This window comes from Shinella oryzae (assembly GCF_023038235.1).
Lineage (GTDB): Bacteria > Pseudomonadota > Alphaproteobacteria > Rhizobiales > Rhizobiaceae > Shinella > Shinella sumterensis.
Genome location: NZ_CP081987.1, coordinates 1,796,341 through 1,816,182 on the forward strand (window position 1 = coordinate 1,796,341; position 19,842 = coordinate 1,816,182).

A 19,842-nucleotide genomic window follows, 5' to 3' on the forward strand; every position below is an offset into this window, starting at 1 on the left:
TCTACCTCTTCATCAAACGAGCTGGCGGCCCTTGGCGTCGATCGCGTTGGCAACCGCCTCGTCCGTGGCTTCGTCGGGCAACAGCATTTCATTATGCGCCTTGCCCGACGGAATCATCGGGAAGCAGTTCGCGAGGTTGGCCACGCGGCAATCGAAGATGACCGGACGCTTCACGTCGATCATTTCCTGGATAGCGGCATCCAGGTCGCCGGGCTTGTCGCAGGCGATGCCCACGCCGCCATAGGCTTCCGCCAGCTTGACGAAATCGGGCATCGCCTCCGTATAGGAGTTCGACAGGCGGTTGCCGTGCAGCAGCTGCTGCCACTGGCGCACCATGCCCATGTATTGGTTGTTCAGGATGAAGATCTTGACGGGCAGGTTATACTGGACCGCACAGCTCATTTCCTGAATGCACATCTGGATGGAGGCGTCGCCCGCGATATCGATAACGAGGCTGTCGCGATGCGCGACCTGCACGCCGATCGCCGCCGGGAAGCCGTAGCCCATCGTGCCGAGGCCGCCCGAGGTCATCCAGCGGTTGGGCTGCTCAAAGCCGTAGAACTGCGCCGCCCACATCTGGTGCTGACCGACTTCCGTCGTGATGTAGGTATCGCGATCCTTGGTCAGCTCGTAAAGGCGCTGGATGGCATATTGCGGCATGATCACGTCATCGCTCGCCTTGTAGGCAAACGAGTTGCGGGCACGCCACTTGGCAATTGACGTCCACCAATCCGCCTGGATGGCCTTGTCATACGTTTTCGAACCGGCGCGCCACTGGCGAACCATGTCCTCGAGAACGGCGCCGACATCGCCCAGGATCGGTACGTCGACACGGACGTTCTTGTTGATCGAGGACGGGTCGATGTCGATATGGATCTTCTTCGAGTTCGGCGAGAACGCGTTGAGGCGGCCGGTGATGCGGTCGTCGAAACGCGCGCCGATGCAGACCATGACATCGCAGTCATGCATCGCCATGTTCGCCTCGTAGGAACCGTGCATGCCGAGCATGCCCAGCCAGTTCTTGCCCGATGCCGGATAGGCGCCCAGGCCCATCAGCGTCGACGTGATCGGGAAGCCGGTGATCTCGACCAGTTCGCGCAGCAGGCGCGAGGCTTCCGGCCCGGAATTCACGACACCACCGCCGGAATAGATGACGGGGCGGCGGGCACCCTTCATCAGGCTGATCGCGGCTTCGATGGCGCGCGCGTCGCCGGACGTCTTCGGCTGATAGCTCCTCTGGATGGGCGCTGCCGATGGCGGCGTGTAGGTGCCGGTCGCGAACTGCACGTCCTTCGGGATATCGACGACGACGGGGCCCGGACGGCCGGACTGCGCGATGCGGAAGGCCTCATGGATGATGCGGGCAAGGTCGTTGACGTCCTTGACCAGCCAGTTGTGCTTGGTGCAGGGGCGCGTGATGCCGACCGTGTCGCATTCCTGGAAGGCGTCGGATCCAATGAGCGTGGTCGGAACCTGGCCGGTGAGGCAGACGAGCGGGATCGAATCCATCAGCGCATCCTGCAGCGGCGTGACGGCATTGGTCGCGCCGGGACCGGAGGTGACGAGCATGACGCCGACCTTGCCGGTGGAGCGGGCATAACCTTCGGCCATGTGGCCGGCGCCCTGCTCGTGACGCACGAGAATGTGCTCGATGTCGTCCTGCTGGAAGATCTCGTCATAGATCGGCAAGACGGCACCGCCCGGATAGCCGAAGATATGTTCGACGCCGTTGTCTTTCAGGGCCTGCAAGACAATTTCGGCGCCCGTCATCTGGTTTTCTGTTCCGCTCATCGGATGTTTCCGTCCGTTTCTTTCGTATTGTCGGGGTGCTTATAGAATTTTCGGGCATAAAAAAAGGCCCCTGGAGGAGCCTGCTTACCGCGCATGGGTGCTTTCGCCGGATGGTTACACCATCCTGCCCATGCGCCTTCCCACCACAAGAATGATCGTCGTGAAGTTTTTCATGGTGCGGAGTGTTAACGGCAAATCGAATGCGCGTCAACGCCTTTTGCCCCATCCCGATGGCACGATCAGGGACAACCGCGCCGCCGGAGCCGCTGAAACCTGCCACAACCGGAAACGGGTTATTAAGCCGGACTCCCTAAAGTGAAGGATCGGAGGCAAGGAGCGCCGGATTTGCTGAACAACGATTTTCAGACGTCGATCACCGCCGGCGAACAGGAACGCCGCGATGAGATGGCCGCCGGAAACCGGATGCTGGGCCGTGTCGTCGCCTGCAGCGGGTCGCGTGCCACCATCTGCGCCACGGCGGAAGGCGGGGAAACCTCCCTCACCGAGCTCTGGGCCGTCGGCCGCCTCGTCTCGATTTCCGTCGGCCGCAACCGCATCGTCGCCCTCGTCTATTCGATGGCCACCGACCAGCAGAACTGGACCGAAAACCGCGACACGACGTTCCATGTCGAAGTGGAGTTGATGGGCGAGGTGCGCGTGGGCGCCGATGGCCGCGAGGACTTTTCGGCCGGCATCAGCGACTATCCCTATCTCGGCGCCATCGCGCACAGGATCCGCGCCGCGGACCTGGCGAAGGTCTACGATACCGGCAAGGACGATGTCTGCACCATCGGCAAGCTGACGCAGGACGACCAGATCGACGCCACCATCCACGTGCCTTCCATGCTGGAGAAACACTTCGCCATCGTGGGAACGACGGGCGTCGGCAAGTCCACCGCCGTTACCCTCCTGCTTCACAAGGCGATCCAGGCCGATCCGCAGCTGCGCGTGCTCATTCTCGACCCGCACAACGAATTCGCCTCCGCCTTCGGCGATCTTGCCATGGTCATCGACACGGACACGCTCGACCTGCCGTTCTGGCTTTTCCGGCTGGAGGAGTTCGCCGAGGTGATCTTCCGCGGTCGCCCGCCCGTGCCGGAGGAAATGGACATCCTGCGCGACCTGATCCCGGAGGCCAAGCGCGCGTTCCGCGGTTCGCCCGAAAGCGGCCTGATGCGCCGCACCAGCGAAAAAAGCTCGATCACCGCCGATACGCCCGTGCCTTTCCGTGTGGCCGACCTTCTGGCGCTGGTCGATGAACGGATCGGCCGCCTCGAGGGACGGGCGGAGAAGCCGCACCTGCGCTCGCTCAAGAGCAAGATCATGTCGGCGATCAACGATCCGCGCTACCACTTCATGTTCTCCTCGAACACGATCACCGACACGATCCTCGATACCATCGCCCGCATCTTTCGCATTCCCGGCGACGGCCAGCCGGTCACGACCTTTCAGCTCGCCGGCATCCCTTCGGAAGTGGTGAACTCGGTGGCATCGGTTCTTTGCCGTATGGCCTTCGAGATCGGCCTGTGGAGCCACGGCGGCGTGCACATGCTCGTGGTGTGCGAGGAAGCGCACCGTTACGTGCCGGCCGATCCCAATCTCGGCTTCACGCCGACGCGCCAGGCCATCGCCCGCATCGCCAAGGAAGGCCGCAAATACGGCGTCTCGCTCGGCATCATCACGCAGCGCCCGGGCGAGCTCGATCCGACGATCCTGTCGCAATGCTCCACCATCTTCGCCATGCGGCTTGCCAACGATCGCGACCAGGACATCATCCGCTCGGCCATCCCCAATTCGTCGTCCTCCACGACGAGCTTCATCTCCTCGATCGGCAATGGCGAGGCGATCGCCTTCGGCGAGGCGGTGGCGGTGCCGATGCGCATGCGCTTCACCCGCGTCGATATGAACCGCCTGCCCAAGGCCAACGGCACGGGCAACATACACACTGAGGAAACGCCGCAAAGCGTCGATCTTCGCTCCATCGTGGCACGTATGCGCTCGGTCGCAGGTCCTGATATTTCCGGCTTCCAGTCTTCGTATCTCGCGGCGCACAATACAAGCGCTGCCGCAACAAGCGGATACGAGGACGCGCCCTACGAGGACGAGGAAGACTATATCGATACGCTGCAAGCCGCGGCACAGAAGGCGCCGCAACCGGCAGCCCACGAACCCTATCGGCCCGACATGCTGCCCGGCGCCGCAAGCGCATACCAGCCGCCGGCAAACGAGCGCTTCGATTCCATTCGCCGCGAACTTGCGGCAGAACCGCGCCGCCCGGAAGCCGATCCCTACCGCCAGCCGCCCCGCCCTGCCTTCGGCGAGCAGCAGGAACCGCGCCGCGAAGGCTCCATCCGCGAGCAATTGCTGAAAAAGCCGCTCAGCAGCCTGATCAGGCGCTAGGGTCGATTCGCTGCCAGCTCTCATCGAGCTGGTTGCGGAACCACGTCATCTGGCGCTTCGCATATTGCCGTGTCGCGGCCGCACCGCGCTCGATGACATCGGCCTCGCTCATCTCGCCCGCCAGCATGGCCGCGATCTGCGGCACGCCGATCGCCTTCATGACCGGCATGGCGGGTGAAAGATCGAGCGCCATCAACGCCTTCACCTCCTCCACCGCACCGGTCTTCAGCATCTCGCCGAAGCGCCGGTTGATCCGGGCGGCAAGGACGGCGCGGTCCGGCAGGACGACGATCTTTCGCGCACGCGCCGGATCGATCACCGCCGGCCCCGACCCTGCCTGGAATGTGGAGATGGAGCGCCCCGTCGCGTCCAGCACCTCCAGCGCGCGGAGGATGCGCTGGCCGTCACCGGGCATCAGACGCGCGGCCGTTTCGGGATCACGCTCGCCGAGCACCCGGTGCAGCGCTTCGGACCCTTCCGCGGCAAGCCGCGCGCGCAACCGCTCCCGCACATCAGCGGGGATTTCAGGCATATCCGAGAGACCGCCGGTCAGCGCGCGAAAATAAAGCCCGGTACCGCCGACGAAGACCGGCAGCCTCTGCCTTTCGCGCAGTTCGGTGACAAGAGCGATCGCCTCGCGCAGCCATTCGCCCGTGGAATAGGCGGCTGCGGCCGGCACATGGCCGTAAAGCCGATGCTCCACGCCCTCCATATCCTGCGGCTGCGGCCGTGCCGTGAGGATGCTCAGCGTGTCGTAGACCTGCATGCTGTCGGCGTTGACCACGACCCCGCCATGTTCGGCGGCAAGGCGCATGGCCAACGCGGACTTGCCGCTCGCCGTCGGGCCCGTTATCAGGATCGCGTCCTGCATTCGATCAAGGTTTCTCATCATGGCTTTCGTTGCCACGCTTGTCGCCAATCCGTCAAATCCTGTTCTGACGCCATCGCTTGCCGAGAAGGCCGCGGATGCCGTCAAGGCTTCCGGTCTCTACTGGCTGGCGGACGGCATCGCCTGCGATATCGCCCTGCGCGACGACAGCGACATCGAGGCCGCGAGCGCGGCGCTACGCACGACCATCGGCGATGCGCCGGTGGACCTCGCCGTGCAGGAGGCGGAAACGCGGCGCAAGAAGCTACTGATCGCCGACATGGATTCCACCATGATCGGCCAGGAATGCATCGACGAGCTCGCCGCCGAGGTCGGGTTGAAAGACAAGGTCGCCACCATCACTGCTCGCGCCATGAACGGCGAGATCGCCTTCGAACCCGCGCTTCGCGAGCGTGTCGCCTTGCTCAAGGGCCTGCCGGTCTCCGTCGTCGACGAGGTCATCGAAAAGCGCATCACGCTGACGCCGGGCGGTCGCGAGCTGATCGCCACCATGAAGGCGAAGGGCTACTATACCGCCCTCGTCTCCGGCGGTTTCACCGTCTTCACCAGCCGTATCGCGGCCACGCTCGGCTTCCACGAGAACCGCGCCAATATTCTTCTCGACGCCGATGGCAGGCTGACCGGCGAGGTCGCCGAACCCATCCTCGGAAAGCAGGCCAAGGTCGACGCCCTCAACGAGATCGCCGCCCGCCTCGGCATTTCCCCCGAAGAGGCGATGGCCGTCGGAGATGGCGCAAACGACCTCGGCATGCTGCACCTTTCCGGTGCCGGTGTCGCGCTGCACGCCAAGCCCGCCGTGGCGGCCGAAGCGAAGATCCGCATCGACCACGGCGACCTCACCGCGCTGCTCTACCTGCAGGGCTACCGCAAGAGCGACTTCGTCACGGCGTAGAAAAGCCGCTGAAGCAATGCTCCAGCGGCCTGAATCAATCTTTGCATTGACGTCGCCAAGTCCCTGGCGGGACTCGCATTTCAGTCGATGCGCACTGTGATGTAGCGCAGCGCGCCGGTGCGGTCTGCGATCATCAGGAGCGCGTTGCGGCGATCTTCCGACTTGAGCTTGGCGACGCGGGCCTTGACCTCCTCGGCCGTCGCCACGGCCTCCTGACCGATCTCGACAATCACGTCGCCCGGCACGATGCCACGCTCGGCGGCCGCCGTGTCGGGGGCTACCTCGGTGATGACAACGCCCTTGACGCTTTCCACGATATTGAAGGTCTTGCGGGCGGCTTCGTCGAGATCGCCGATGCCCATGCCCAGCACCAGCTCGGCCTTCTGCGGCTCGGCCAGCTCTTCGCCGTCGGTCGTCGTATCCTCTTCGGTCGTGCCCTCGTCCGGCGTTGCCGCATCGTCCTCGGCATCCACCTGCTTTTCGCCGTCTTCGAGACGGCCGAGCGTGACCTTCACCGTCATTTCCTTGCCGTTGCGCAGGAGCACCACGTCGACGGCCTTGCCGACGGGGCTTTCGGCGACGACGCGCGGCAGATCGCGCATTTCGTGCACGTCCTTCCCGTCGAAACGGACGACGACGTCGCCGGTCTGGATCACGCCGTTGTCGACGGGCCCGCCCTTGATGATGCCGGCAACGAGCGCACCCTTCGCCTCGCTCATGCCCAGGCTTTCGGCGATATCGTCCGTAACGGGCTGGATACGCACGCCGAGCCAGCCGCGGCGGGTCTCGCCGAACTCGCGAAGCTGCGAGAAGATGTTCTGCGCCAGCTCCGTCGGAACCGAGAAGCCGATACCGATCGAGCCGCCCGACGGCGAGATGATGGCCGTGTTGATGCCGATGACCTCGCCCTTCATATTGAACAGCGGGCCACCCGAATTGCCGCGGTTGATGGCCGCGTCGGTCTGGATGAAGTTGTCATAGGGGCCGGCATTGATGTTGCGGCCGCGCGCGGAAATGATGCCGACCGTCACCGAACCACCGAGCCCGAAGGGGTTGCCGATGGCCATGACCCAGTCGCCGATGCGCATGACGCGGGAATCACCGAACGGAACGGCCTTCAAGGGAGCCTTCGGCTCGACCTTCAGCAGCGCAAGATCGGTCTTCGGATCGGTTCCGACGAGCTTGGCCTTCAGCTTGGAGCCGTTGGCGAAATTCACCTCGATATCGTCGGCGCCTTCGATGACGTGATTGTTGGTGGCGATATAGCCTGCGGGATCGATGACGAAACCCGAGCCGAGCGAGTTGACAGTCTGTCCCTGGTTGGAGCCCTCGCCGCCGTCGCCCTTGAAGAACTCATCGAAGAAGTCCTGGAAGGGCGAGCCTTCCGGCACCTGCGGCATCGGCGCCTTGTCCTCGTTCTTCACGTTCTGCGAGGTCGAAATGTTGACCACCGCGTCCAGCAGGCCTTCCGCAAGGTCGGCCACCGATTCCGGTCCGACCTGGCGCGCCTGGGCCATTGCCGGTGCTGCGAGCGGGCCGGCGGCCAGCGAAAAGCTCATCGCAAGCGTGAGCGCCGCATTGGCAACGCTGGACTTCATCTTCAAGGCCATGTTCGGCATCCTCTCGGGTCTGGTCGGCTCTGGCGAGTGTTCGCCGCGGATACGGCAAAAATCAGTCTGCCACGATGATTTGTCTGAACTTTTGCCTGTCTTCGCCGCCGCTCGCAAGGGCGGCTTTCAGGCGCTGCGGAGGAACCACACCATCAAAACGCCAAGCGCCACGGCAAACAGCCCTGAAAGCCTGAGCTGGTTTTCCGGGATTTGCGGCAGCAGTTCCGCCATGCGTTTCAAAACCGAAGGGGCCAGTGCGTACACCAGCCCCTCGATGATCAGGAAGAACGCGATCCCCGTCAGGAAATCGGACATGGCGTTCTCAGTTTGCGGTCGACGGCGTCGTGGCCGTGCCGTTCGTCGTGCCCGTACCGGTGCCCGTGGCCGCCGGCCGCGTGCCCGCCGCATCCTCGAAATAGCGGAAGAATTCCGACTGCGGCGACAGCACGAGCGTCGTATCCGACGAGCTCATCGAATCCCGGTAGGCGCTCATCGACCGGTAGAAGTCGAAGAAGGCCGGATCCTGGGAGAAGGCCTCGCCGAAGACGCGGTTACGTTCGCCGTCGCCTTCACCGCGGAGAATTTCCGAGTCGCGCTGGGCGGCGGCAATGAACTCGACGACCTGACGATCGGCGATGGCGCGGCGACGCTGGCCGGCTTCGTTACCGCGGGCGCGGATCAGTTCGGCTTCCGCCAGACGCTCGGCCTTCATGCGCTCGTAGGTCTGCTGGGAGACTTCCTGCGTAAGGTCCGTGCGGCGGATGCGGACATCCTCGATGGTGAGGCCGAGGTTGGAGGCGTCGGCAGTCAGCTCTCCGCGAACTTCGCGCATCATCGATGCACGCTCTTCGGAAAGAGCCGATTCGAAGCCGCGCAGACCGTAGACGCGGCGCAGAGCCGAATCGAGACGGGTGCTCAGACGCGCCTCGGCCGATTCCCGGTCACCCGAGACGGCTTCGCGGAAGCGACGGGCATCCGTGATCTTGTAGACCACGAAGGCATCGACCTCATAGAACTTACCGCCCGAGACCTGGACACGGATATCGTCGAGATCGAAGCGCAGGGCCTGATCCTGGATATACTGGACGCTGTCGGCATCCATGAAGCCGAAGGGCAGCTTGAAGTAGAGGCCCGGCTCGGTCTTCACGTCCTGGATATGACCGAAGCGGATGACGATCGCCTGCTGGCGCTCGTTGACGACGAACACCGACGAATAGGCGATGAAGAGAAGAACGCCGAGGGCGATCAAAACGGCTGGCAAACGGTTACCCATTACTGCGAACCTCCTGCCTGCTGACCGGTCGTGCGACCGAGTTCGTTAAGGGGAAGGAAGGGAACGACGCCCTGTCCGCCCTGCTTTTCATCGATGATGACCTTCTTGGAGTTCTTCATCACGCCTTCCATGGTTTCAAGGAAGAGACGCTTGCGCGTCACGTCGGGCGCGATCTTGTACTGGTCGTAGATGGAGATGAAGCGTGCCGCCTCACCCTCGGCTTCCTTGACGACACGATCCTTGTAGGCGGCTGCCTCCTCGCGGATCTGCGCGGCCTGACCGCGTGCGGCACCGAGCTTCTGGTTGGCGTACTGGTTGGCTTCTTCCAGGAAACGGTCCTCGTCCTGTTCGGCGCGCTGCACTTCGTCGAAGGCATCGGCCACTTCGCGCGGCGGAGCCGCATCCTCGATGGCGACCGTGTTGATCGAGATGCCGGCGCCATAGGCATCCATGGTTGCCTGGATCGTCGTCTTTACGCCTTCGGCGATCGCCTGGCGGTTATCGCGGAAGATGTCCTGTGCCGGACGGCGGCCGACGACTTCGCGCATGGCGCTTTCGGCGACCTGCTGCAGCGTTTCGGCCGGATTTTCAAGATTGAAGAGGTAGGACTGCGGATCCGTGACGGTATAGAGCACCGAGAACTGCACATTGACGATGTTCTGGTCGCCGGTGAGCATCAGGCCCGATGCGTCGGAATTCGACGCGGCCGAACGGCGGCCGATATTGCGCTGCTGTTCGGTGATCTTGACCAGCTCGACCGTCTCGAAGGGCCAGAGATGGAAGTGCAGGCCCGGCATGGAAATTTCCTGCTTGGGCTTGCCGAAGCGCAGTTCGACGCCGCGCTCGTCAGGCTGGACGGTATAGATGGAGTTCATCAGCCAGAAGACGCCGACGAGAAGCAGTGCGATCACGACGACACCGCCGTTGAAACCGCCGGGCATGACGGTCTTCAGCTTGTCCTGACCGCGCCGGATGATGTCCTCGATATCGGGCGGACCACCGCTACCACTGCCGCCACCGCCGCGAGGACGGTTCGGTCCCTGCCCCCATGGCCCCTGATTGTTTCCACCACCGCCGCCGCCGCCCCAAGGGCCGCCGCCGCCATTCTGATTGCTCCAGGGCATCAATACCTCTTTCTATAAATCCCCATAGGCGCATGTCGCGGATTGTTTCGCCGCGCAACGCGATGTGAACCCGTTATAGGTATCCCACCGGCACCTTTCAACAAATCCCGCCCGGCTTGGGTGTCCTTGCGGCAAAATAGTTCGTGATCGATGGATTTTACCGCTTAAACGGCCGATTTCCGGCGCCAGGTGACGAAGCGCATGGCGTGACTGTCCTTCTCGCCGCGGGGAATCTCCTCCTCCACGACCTTTTCGAAGGAAACCGGGTCGATATCCGGGAAGCGCGTGTCGCCTTCCACATCCGCTTCGACATGGGTGACATACAGGATATCCGCACGGTCGAAGACCTGCGCATAGATCTGCCCGCCGCCGATGACGCAGATCTCGTCCACGCCGAGCGTTTCCGCTTCCCGCCGCGCGGCGGCCAGCGCGTCATCGAGCGAGGCGACCACCTGCGCGCCCGGCGCGGAAAAGGCCGGATCGCGGGTGATGACGATATTGGGGCGCCCCGGCAGCGGCCGGCCGATGGAATCCCACGTCCGGCGGCCCATGACGACAGGCTTTCCGAGGGTCAGCTGCTTGAAGCGCTTGAGGTCGGACGGCAGCCGCCACGGCAGGTCGCCGTCTCGGCCGATGACACCGTTGCTGGCGACGGCGACGACGAGCACGATCCGAGGTTCATTCATGCGGGACAGGCTTTCAAAGAAATCAGACGGCGATAGGCGCCTTGATGGTTGAATCAGCTTCGTAGCCGACCAGCTCGAAGTCCTCGAATTTGAAGGAGAAAATGTCCTTCACTTCGGGATTGATCTTCATGAAGGGCAAGGGCTTCGGGCGGCGCGTCATCTGGGTGCGCACCTGCTCGAAATGGTTCGAATAGATATGCGCGTCACCCAGCGTGTGCACGAAATCGCCTGGCCGCAGCCCCGTCACCTGCGCGACCATCATGGTCAGCAGCGCGTAGGACGCGATGTTGAAGGGCACGCCGAGGAAGATATCCGCCGAACGCTGGTAGAGCTGGCAGGACAACCTGCCGTTCGCCACGTAGAACTGGAACAGGCAATGGCAGGGCGGAAGCGCCATCTCGTCGACCAGCGCCGGGTTCCAGGCGGAGACGATGTGGCGGCGCGAATTGGGATTGCGCCGGATGCTCTCGACGACGGCGGCGATCTGGTCGAGATGACGGCCGTCATAGGTCGGCCACGAGCGCCACTGATAGCCGTAGACCGGCCCGAGTTCGCCCTTTTCGTCCGCCCACTCGTCCCAGATCGTGACGCCGTTCTCGTGCAGGTAGGCGATATTGGTCTCGCCCTTCAGGAACCACAGGAGTTCATGAATGATCGACCGCAGATGCAGCTTCTTGGTGGTCAGCACCGGGAAGCCTTCCTCGAGATCGAACCGCATCTGGTAGCCGAACACGCCGCGCGTGCCGGTGCCGGTCCGGTCACCCCGGTCGCTGCCGTTTTCCATGACATGCGCGAGAAGGTCGAGATATTGCTGCATGGTCGCCGCCGTTTCCTGATTCAGCGCGGTATATTAAGGCCAGACGCGGCCGCGGCCAAACGGCAAATAGGATTTTCCCGGCTTTTGGCTTAAGGCGCCTTATCCTACCCGCGGGTTGCAGAATGCCGACCCGGAAGCCTTTTGCAATTTCTGAACGAATTTCAGCGATCATGGCCGCTCATCTCACTGGGCGGATCATCCGTGAAACCGAAGGAAAACTACTCGAACCGGTTCCGGCTGATCTACGGCCTTGCATCGCTTGCCGTGGGCGTCACGGCCTGCGGATGGGGCATCGCCTTTGCAGTCATGGGCACTTGGCCTCTGGTGGCGTTGGATGCCGCCGTGGTTTGCGTTGCGCTTCTGAGCCTGGCGCTGGCCCGCAGCAACCGGCTTTCGGCCGCGCTTCTGTTTTCCCAGGCCGCCTTTCTGGTGATCATCACCACGTTCTGTCTGGTCTTCGACGTGCCGCGCGCCGCCGCGCCAAGGGTATCCCATCTCTTCCTGCTCGTGCTGGCGCTTTTGGGCTACATCAATTACCGGCGCGAGCAATCGCGGCCGCAGCTTGCGATCGTGGCGCTCTGCGTGATCGCCTTTGTCGTTTTCGCCAGCAGCACAGCCGCCCCCTCCTTCGCCCGGCCGATACCGGAAACGATCCAGATCTACGGCTCCTGGGTGAACACCATCGTCGCCGTCGGCCTGCTGTGCGTCGGCGTCTATGTCATGCAGCTGGAGCTCGCCCGCGATATCGACAAGGCGCGCGCCATCAAGATGGCGCTGCGAAACCGGGAATTCGAGCTGTTCTACCAGCCTCAGGTCGACGAGGCCGGCCGGCTGACGGGGGCCGAAGCCCTGCTGCGCTGGCGACGCGGCGACGGAACCCATGTTCCGCCCGCCGAATTCATTCCCGCCGCAGAACAGGCGGGCCTGATGCCGGCCATCGGCGACTGGGTCCTGGCACAGGCCTGCGAGACGCTCGCGGCCTGGCGTCACGACCCGGCGACGAGCGGGCTGAAACTCGCGATCAATGTCAGCGCCGACCACTTCATGAAGCCGGATTTTGTCGACACGGTCCTGGATTGCCTGCGCACGCTGGAGCTCGATCCGGCGCTTCTCAAGCTCGAACTTACCGAAAGCATGATGGCCAACGATATCGACGCGATCAGCGACAAGATGCGCGCCCTGCGGGCTGCCGGTCTCTTCATATCGCTCGACGATTTCGGCACTGGCTATTCCTCCCTCAGCCACCTGCGCCGGCTGCCCGTGCAGGAAATCAAAATCGACCGCTCCTTCGTACAGGATATCGTGGAGAGCCGGCGAAACCGCGTGCTGCTCAAAAGCATATTCGACATGGCGCATGTGCTGGAATTTTCCGTGGTTGCCGAAGGGGTCGAAACGTCGGAACAGCTGGGTCTGCTCCGGTCCTTCGGCTGCACCGCCTTCCAAGGCTATTACTTCGGGCGCCCCGTGCCACGCAGCGAATTCCAGTCGCAGTGGGCGGAGATGCCGGTTCCACCGGCTGCACGGATCGCCTGAACGCCACCCCGTGTCAAATCCCTGCCGCCCCCCCTTTCCTTGGCCGGACAGAATGCCTATATGTGCATTGCTGCTTCGGCAGCTATGGCAATAAACGAGCGGTGTAATAAACCCATTGGACCCGGGGGCGGTACCCGGCGCCTCCACCAAAAACCGGTCGAAACATGACCGACCGGCTTTTGATGGGGGCGAAATAGGATCGACAAGGGCGTAAAGATCGACTTTTTGCTCGGCATTGTACCACCGTTATCGGGCTAAACTTGTAGTTGCAAACGACAACTATGCGGAAGCTCGTCTCGCTGCCTAATGGCGGTGTGACACTTCACTCAAAGTCCTGACGGGTCGCACCGGCAGGCGGGGTCCGAAGGCACCTGGCAACAGAAGCCTTCACCTTCTCCAATCTCTTGAAATGGTCTATAGCTGTCCCAGATGACTCGCGTCGGAAGGCACGAGATGAAGTGCAATGCCTGAAGACAAAGGCATCAGGAAGAAAGACAGGAACGGATGGCGCAAGACCACATTCGCTACGACATTCTCGCCCAGGACGCTCTGCGCGGCGTCATTCGCAAGGTTTTGTCCGAAGTCGCGGTCACCGGCCACCTGCCGGGCGAGCACCATTTCTTCATCACCTTCCTAACCAATGCGCCCGGCGTGCGCATCTCGCAGCATCTCAAGGCGAAATATGCCGAGCAGATGACCATCGTCGTGCAGCACCAGTTCTGGGACCTCAAGGTCACCGAAAGCCTGTTCGAGATCGGCCTGTCCTTCTCCGACACGCCGGAAAAGCTCGTCATTCCCTTCAACGCCATCCGCGGCTTCTATGACCCCTCGGTCAGCTTCGAGCTGGAGTTCGACGTTCCCGCCGCCGAGGACGAGGGCGAGGACGATCACTCCGCCGAAATCACCGCCTACCCGGTCGCGGAAAAGACCGAGGAGCCCGTCGAGGAACCCACGCCCCCCACCGGCGGTGGCGGCGACAAGGGCGGCTCCGTGGTCTCGCTCGATTCCTTCCGCAAGAAGAACTGAGCAGCGGCATGAGCGGCGACGTCGTCAACCTTCGCCAGTTCCGCAAGCAGAAGGCCCGCTCCGAAAAGGAGCGGCAGGCCGAGCAGAACCGGTTGACCTTCGGCCGCACCAAGGCCGAGAAGACGCTGACGGATGCCCTCAACGACAAGGCAAGGCGCACGCTCGATCAGGGCCGCATCGAGCGGCCCGACGAGACGAAAGAGTAATCTTTCAACGGCTTGCCGCCGGAACCGGAATCGATCTGCCAATCTCCCCCAGCCAGACACCACGATCGGTATGATCCGCAAATATTCCACCACGCTGCACGGCCACCGCACGAGCTTCTCGCTCGAGCCGCTTTTCCACGACGAGCTGAAGGCCATCGCCGACGAACGGGCAATGCCCGTCGCCGCGCTGATCCGCGAGATCGACGACGCGCGTGCGGTTGATGACAACCTCTCTTCGGCGCTGCGCCTTCATGTGCTGGAATGGCTGAAGACGAAAGTGCGGGACGCCGCGATCAGTTGACGCCCGGCAGGCTTTCGAAGTTCAGGTTTCTCCCGCCCTCGGCCGGCGGCAACTCGCCGCCGCGCTCCACCGCCTCCCCGCCCGTGGCCGGCAATCGGCGGCGACGCGCCTCTTCCTCCGCCTTGCGCGCCTCCTGCGCGGCGCGCTGCTCGGCGAGCCTGCGCGCTTCTTCCTGCGCGGCCAGGATACGGCGAGCGTTCTCTTCCTCGTTGCGCCGCGTGCGTTCGGCTTCCTCGGCCGCCGCCCGGGTGGACCGTTCCTGCTCGGCGCGCTCCTGGGCTTCGACGCGGCGGCGCTGCTCTTCCTCCATCTGCAGGCGCTCAGCCTCGGCGCGGGCCGCGCGTTCATCGGCACGCGCGCGATAAAGGGCGGCTTCGCGCCGCAACCTTTGTTTCTCCAGCACATTGGCCTGGAGTGTCTCGACGCGCCGGCGCTCCGTCTCGAAACGCCGCAGGGAGAGATAGTTGGCCAGAGGTTGGACATCGAGCGTCACGCCGGGCGCCTCGATGAGACCACGGTAATCGAGCGACACTTCGGGCGCGGCACCCGCCAGCGCATCCTCACCCGCCTTGAAGGTGACGGCGAGCCGACCGGTCATCGCATCGCCGGCAAGATCGAGATCGGCATCGGCGGAGAGCGTCGCACCGCTGTTTTCGGCTGCGACGCTCTGCGCGCGCAACCTGCCGCTGGCAAGCGCGAGCGGAACACGCACGGCACCAAGGGATGCCTCGCCCTTCAGGATGGCGTCGGCGGCAAAGCCCGCCACCCGCTCCGGCGTGATGTCGCCCTCGATCGCGTCGGCCGCCGCCAGCAGGGCGGGAAAGGCCGACGTGTCCAGGCCGTGCAGCACGAGGTCGGAGATGTTCGCCTCGCCCGAGCCGCTGGCGCCCTCCACCATGCCGCGCACGCTCTTGCCCGAGGCATCGACAGCCAGCATCACATCCGCCTTGCCGCTCGCGACCACGCCACCCGGTGCGGCCCAAACCACTTTTGAGACATCCACCCCGGCAAGGTCCACGCGCGCCTCGAACAGGCCGTTCTCCTCGGCATTCGAGACCTTAACACGGCCGGAAAGCCTGCCGCCCAACCACGCGCCGGCCATATCCGTCAGCTCGAATTCGCTGCCCTTCCAGGCAAGGTTCGCCTTGAAACCGTCCACCGCGCCATAGAGGCCCGGCCATAACGCGCCGGCCTCCAGCGCCACCGAAACGTCGGCATTATCCAGCAGGGGTTGCGTCAGCGGCGCGCTGTTCAGTCCGCCATCCGCCACGTCCGTGACCGGCCCGCCGACCGCCTCGGCGAGGAACGCGAAATCCACCGTGTCGAAGCGCAGCGAGCCCGTGCCCTTCAGCGCGGTCGCCGCACGGTCGAAGGTCAACGCGCCGGAAAAGCCGTTGCGGTCCGCCTTGCCGGCGATGTCGGTGATCGCGACGCTCTCGGCGCCGGTGTCCAGCTTGGCCTGCAAGGTGAGCGGCAACCCGGTGCCCGCCTGCGGTACCGCAATGCCGTTCATCATCAGATAGGGCTCGATGTCGTCGCTGGCGACCGAGAGCGTAAGAGAGCCGTTCAGGAAATCGTCTGCCGAAAGCGCGGCCGTGCCCGCGGCGGAAACCGTCGTGCTGCCGGCCTTGAACGCCGCGGAAACCGCCGCCGGCCCATCGGCGGGCTGTTTGGCCTCGATCGTGATGGTTCCGTCCGGATCGGCATCGAACGGAAGGGGGGCAAGACCTGCCTGGCCCGCCAGAACCACGGTACGCGGATTGAACAGGCTGCCGTTCAATTCGAAATTGCGCCCTGCCAGCAGGTCGGCGAGCCGCGCGGCCGAAAGCCTGATATCCACCCGCCCGTCATTGACCGGTCCCGACACGGTCACGGTCGCAGGGCTCTCGTCTCCGCCTGAGGCGGCGATGCGCATGGCGAGATCGGCGTTGTCGTAATAGCCCGCATTCTCGGCAAAGCGCGACAGCAGCGGATGCGCCGGCAGATGACGCGCCAGCAGGGCCGCAAGCGGCTCCATCGCCTCCACTTTCAAGGTCACGTCCAGCCCGGCATCCGGTGCGTCCAGCGATCCGCCCAGCGTGCCTTTCGCCGAAATCGCCGCGCCCGCCAGCGAGGCCACGTTGAACCGGTCGAGCGTCAGCGCACCATTCCTGGAAGAGAGGACCGCGTTCACGCCGGATGCGGTCTCGCCGAACGCAACCAGCCTGTCGGCCTTGAGGTCGAGCGCGATTGCGTTGCTCGCAATGCTGGAAAGCGAGGCATCGCCGGCCACGAGGCCGACAAGCGCCTGAAGCGATTCCAGCCGCACCTCGTTGCCCTGCAATTGCAGCGAAAGCGCCGGCACGGCATTCGAGCGCGATTCACGCTCCATCCGCCCCAGCAGGCTTGCACCGCCGATGGCGATCTCCAGGTTCTCGAAGCGCTGCAACTCGTCGGCAAGGTTCACCCGGGCGGAAAAACCGGCTGTCTTCAGCTTGCGGATCTCAGGATCGACGGAGCCCGTAAGCCATGTCGCAAGCCCCGACGGCTGGTTGGAGGCGACCAGGAGGTCGCCGATGAAGCCGCGGTTGTCCTTGAGCGTCAGCCGCCCCTTCGCCTCCAGCGTCGTGCGGCCGGGCAAAAGCACGGTCGCCTGGTCGACGAGCCATCCGTCGCCATCGGGCTTCACGTCGAGCCGGATTTCGCGCACCGTCGTATCCCCGATCACCACGGCGGGCAGCAGCAGGCTGGCCCGCCCCGGGACCTGCGGAATGGGAATGTCGGCAGCGATCGAAAGCAGCGCCTGAAGCCGCTGGCGGGCGGAGACCTGCGGATTGCGCCCGGTCTTGCCCGACTCCCCGCTGTTGCCGATGCGGTTCACGTCGATCTGCTGGCCATTGGCGGTGAGCAGGAATTCCGGCGCGCGGCCGGTATCGAGTGTCGCTTCGCCGGTCACCACATAGGGATCGGCCTGCGCCCCGGCTTCAAGGCGGTACTCCGGCACGCGGATGCGCTCGTTAGAAAGCTCGAACTTGCCGCCGACGCGGATCGGAGCGGCAGGCTTCTCGCCCTTGGCGCGCGGCTTTTCCGACAGGGTGAAGCCGCCCGCATATTGCGGCCGGAAATCGACGAGTTTCAAGGCGCCATCCAGATCGGCGGTGAAGGACAGCCGGTCGGGTACGATGCGGGTGCGCAGGGAAAGCGCGCCGTCCTCCACCTGCCCGCTCGAAAGCTGGAAGGCACCGGCTTCTCCATCGAGCGCACCGCGCCCGTCGATGCGCCACGGTCCGCCGAGCGACTTCGCGGAAATCTGCGCATCGAGGCCCGTCACATGGCGGGTGCGGCCGGTCTGCTCGTCGATGAATTCGATCTCGCCGCCGGTGATCGAAACATTTTCCAGAATGACGGTGCGGGCGGGGATATCGGATTTCCGGCCGCGGGCCCAATCCAGCGTGCCGTCCTTGAAAAGCTTGATGCGCGCCTTCGGCTCCTCGATGCGCATGTCGAAGATCAACGCCTCGCCGGATAGGAACGGCGCGAGTTCGGCATCCATCGAGAAACGCGCGACCTCGACGAGCGGCTGGCCGTCCTCCGGCGAGCCGACCCGCACGTCGTTGAGCGTCACGGAGGGAAACGGGATCAGCCGCGCATCGACGCTGCCGTGCACGGTGACGGGCCGCCCCATGATACGGCTCGCCTCGCGCTCGAAATCCCGCCGAAAGCTTGTCCAGTCCACGAACAGGGGAGCGAGAAGCGCCACGAAGAGCGCCACGACCACCAAGCCGCCAACGATAAGCCCGATCCTAGAAAGCACGCCGCATGCCTCGAATGTCCTTCAGTCGTTCAGAGGATAACGTCTAAATCGACGGAAGTGACGAAAAAATCTTGCCGGGGTTCATTATGTCGTCGGGGTCGAGCGCCTGCTTGATCTGCTGCATCAGATGCACGGCGCCGCCGAGCTCGTCTGGCAGGAAACGTTGTTTTCCCTGCCCGATCCCATGCTCGCCCGTGCAGGTGCCATCCATGGCGAGCGCGCGTGCGGCAAGCCGTCCGACGAAAGCCTCGACCTGTTCGATCTGCACGGGATCCTTGTCATCGAAGACGACGCAGACATGGAAGTTACCGTCGCCGGCATGGCCGACGATCGGCGCGAGCAGGCCGTTCTCCTCGATGTCGCGCTCCGTTTCCGCCACGCAATCGGCCAGGCGGGAGATCGGCACGCAGACATCGGTGGCAATCGCCTCATAGCCGGGACGCAGCGCCTTCGACGCCCAGTAGACATTGTGCCGCGCCTTCCAGAGCTTCGCCCGCTCGTCGGCATCGGCGCTCCACTGGAATTCGCCGCCGCCGCATTCGGCGACGATGGTGCCGAATTCTTCCGATTGCAGGCGCACGCTCTCCGCGTTGCCGTGGAATTCCACGAAAAGCGTCGGCTGCTCCGGCAGGGTCAGGCCGGAATAGGCATTGCAGGCTTTGATCTGCAACGTGTTGAGCAGTTCGATGCGCGCGACGGGGATGCCGAGCTGTATCGTCATGATCACCGCATTGCAGGCATCCTTCAGCGTCGGGAAACCGCAGATGCCGCCGGCGACGACGGCGGGAATGCCCTGCAGGCGCAGCGTGACGGAGGTCAGCACGCCAAGCGTACCTTCCGCGCCGACGAAAAGTCGGGTCAGGTCGTAACCGGCCGAAGACTTGCGCGCGCGCCGCGCGGTGCGGATTTCCTCGCCCGTCGCCGTCACCGCGGTGACCGCCAGGACGTTGTCCTTCATCGTGCCGTAGCGCACCGCATTGGTGCCGGAGGCCCGCGTCGAGGCCATGCCGCCGATCGAGGCGTTGGCACCCGGATCGATCGGGAAGAACAGCCCGGTGTCGCGCAGGTAGACGTTCAACTCCTCGCGGGTGATGCCGGGCTCGACCGTGCAGTCGAGGTCTTCGGCATTGACCGAAAGCACGCGCTTCATGTTGCTGAAATCGATGGAGATACCGCCCTCGGGCGCATTCACCTGGCCTTCCAGCGAGGAGCCGGTGCCGAAGGGAATGACCGGCACCTTCAGCGCCGCGCAGATCGCCACGACCGCCTTCACGTCCTCGGCATTCTCCACGAAGACGACGCCGTCGGGGAGCTGGGCCGGGATGTAGGTGGTGGTATGCGCATGCTGGGTGCGGATCGCCTCGCCTGTCTGGAAGCGCTGCCCGAACCGCGACGCCAGTTGCGGCAGCGCCGCGGCGATGCCCGTGTCGTTGCGTGTGCCGCGCCTGATATCCGCCAATGCCATGCTGGGTCCTCACATCCGTGAGGCGTTACTGTGCAA

16 protein-coding genes and 1 other RNA gene are annotated in these 19,842 nt (G+C 64.1%); 7 read left to right on the plus strand and 10 right to left on the minus strand.

Annotated features, from left to right (window positions below):
- Window positions 1-12: 12 nt before the first annotated feature.
- Window positions 13-1,791: an acetolactate synthase 3 large subunit gene (locus K6301_RS08930; protein WP_247216231.1), complete on the minus strand. Its 1,779-nt coding sequence runs from the start codon at window positions 1,789-1,791 to the stop codon at window positions 13-15.
- 405 nt (window positions 1,792-2,196) lie between these two features.
- Here K6301_RS08930 and K6301_RS08935 point away from each other — a divergent pair, with 405 nt between their 5' ends.
- Window positions 2,197-4,191 carry an ATP-binding protein gene (locus K6301_RS08935; RefSeq protein ID WP_425475390.1) on the plus strand — a complete coding sequence of 665 codons (1,995 nt, stop codon included), beginning with the start codon at window positions 2,197-2,199 and terminating at the stop codon, window positions 4,189-4,191.
- Here K6301_RS08935 and miaA read toward each other — a convergent pair.
- Window positions 4,181-5,083, minus strand: coding sequence for a tRNA (adenosine(37)-N6)-dimethylallyltransferase MiaA (gene miaA / locus K6301_RS08940; protein WP_247216234.1), 903 nt, complete (start codon window positions 5,081-5,083; stop codon window positions 4,181-4,183). The genes K6301_RS08935 and miaA overlap by 11 nt on opposite strands.
- Between miaA and serB the strand changes: the two genes are divergently transcribed.
- Window positions 5,082-5,972, plus strand: coding sequence for a phosphoserine phosphatase SerB (gene serB / locus K6301_RS08945; RefSeq protein ID WP_247216236.1), 891 nt, complete (start codon window positions 5,082-5,084; stop codon window positions 5,970-5,972). The two genes, miaA and serB, sit on opposite strands and share 2 nt — an antisense overlap.
- 80 nt (window positions 5,973-6,052) lie before the next feature.
- On the opposite strand, the gene K6301_RS08950 is transcribed toward serB, so the two are convergent.
- From K6301_RS08950 to K6301_RS08975, 6 genes are all read right to left on the minus strand, one after another.
- Window positions 6,053-7,489, minus strand: coding sequence for a DegQ family serine endoprotease (locus K6301_RS08950; RefSeq protein ID WP_247220550.1), 1,437 nt, complete (start codon window positions 7,487-7,489; stop codon window positions 6,053-6,055).
- Between the two features lie 219 nt (window positions 7,490-7,708).
- A complete protein-coding gene (locus tag K6301_RS08955) occupies window positions 7,709-7,897 on the minus strand; it encodes a DUF2065 domain-containing protein (protein WP_134649513.1) in 189 nt (62 codons plus the stop codon).
- Between the two features lie 7 nt (window positions 7,898-7,904).
- Window positions 7,905-8,855, minus strand: a complete 951-nt coding sequence (gene hflC / locus K6301_RS08960) for a protease modulator HflC (protein WP_247216238.1) — start codon at window positions 8,853-8,855, stop codon at window positions 7,905-7,907.
- Entirely contained in the window at window positions 8,855-9,979 is a 1,125-nt protein-coding gene (hflK, locus tag K6301_RS08965) for an FtsH protease activity modulator HflK (RefSeq protein WP_247216240.1), read from the minus strand. Before hflK ends, hflC begins: the two co-directional genes overlap by 1 nt.
- Window positions 9,980-10,143: 164 nt before the next feature.
- The gene (locus K6301_RS08970; RefSeq protein ID WP_247216242.1) at window positions 10,144-10,665 is read right to left on the minus strand and encodes a dihydrofolate reductase; all 522 of its coding nucleotides are present in this window, start codon (window positions 10,663-10,665) and stop codon (window positions 10,144-10,146) included.
- Window positions 10,666-10,687: 22 nt separating this feature from the next.
- Entirely contained in the window at window positions 10,688-11,482 is a 795-nt protein-coding gene (locus K6301_RS08975) for a thymidylate synthase (RefSeq protein WP_247216245.1), read from the minus strand.
- 201 nt (window positions 11,483-11,683) lie between these two features.
- Between K6301_RS08975 and K6301_RS08980 the strand changes: the two genes are divergently transcribed.
- The 5 genes from K6301_RS08980 to K6301_RS09000 all read left to right on the plus strand — a co-directional run bounded on the left by K6301_RS08980 (window position 11,684) and on the right by K6301_RS09000 (window position 14,548).
- Window positions 11,684-13,015, plus strand: a complete 1,332-nt coding sequence (locus K6301_RS08980) for a putative bifunctional diguanylate cyclase/phosphodiesterase (RefSeq protein WP_247216247.1) — start codon at window positions 11,684-11,686, stop codon at window positions 13,013-13,015.
- 30 nt (window positions 13,016-13,045) lie between these two features.
- Window positions 13,046-13,407: a transfer-messenger RNA gene (ssrA, locus tag K6301_RS08985) on the plus strand.
- A gap of 112 nt (window positions 13,408-13,519) precedes the next feature.
- On the plus strand, window positions 13,520-14,041 hold the full coding sequence (locus K6301_RS08990; protein ID WP_247216249.1) for an SspB family protein: 522 nt from the start codon (window positions 13,520-13,522) through the stop codon (window positions 14,039-14,041).
- 8 nt (window positions 14,042-14,049) lie between these two features.
- Window positions 14,050-14,247 (plus strand): DUF4169 family protein, encoded by a 198-nt coding sequence (locus K6301_RS08995; RefSeq protein WP_134649520.1) that lies wholly within the window; start codon window positions 14,050-14,052, stop codon window positions 14,245-14,247.
- A gap of 70 nt (window positions 14,248-14,317) precedes the next feature.
- Window positions 14,318-14,548 carry a ribbon-helix-helix domain-containing protein gene (locus K6301_RS09000; RefSeq protein ID WP_247216251.1) on the plus strand — a complete coding sequence of 77 codons (231 nt, stop codon included), beginning with the start codon at window positions 14,318-14,320 and terminating at the stop codon, window positions 14,546-14,548.
- On the opposite strand, the gene K6301_RS09005 is transcribed toward K6301_RS09000, so the two are convergent.
- Entirely contained in the window at window positions 14,541-18,341 is a 3,801-nt protein-coding gene (locus K6301_RS09005; protein WP_247216252.1) for an AsmA family protein, read from the minus strand. The genes K6301_RS09000 and K6301_RS09005 overlap by 8 nt on opposite strands.
- Before the next feature lie 43 nt (window positions 18,342-18,384).
- Window positions 18,385-19,806, minus strand: coding sequence for an FAD-binding oxidoreductase (locus tag K6301_RS09010; protein ID WP_247216254.1), 1,422 nt, complete (start codon window positions 19,804-19,806; stop codon window positions 18,385-18,387).
- Window positions 19,807-19,842 lie beyond the last annotated feature (36 nt).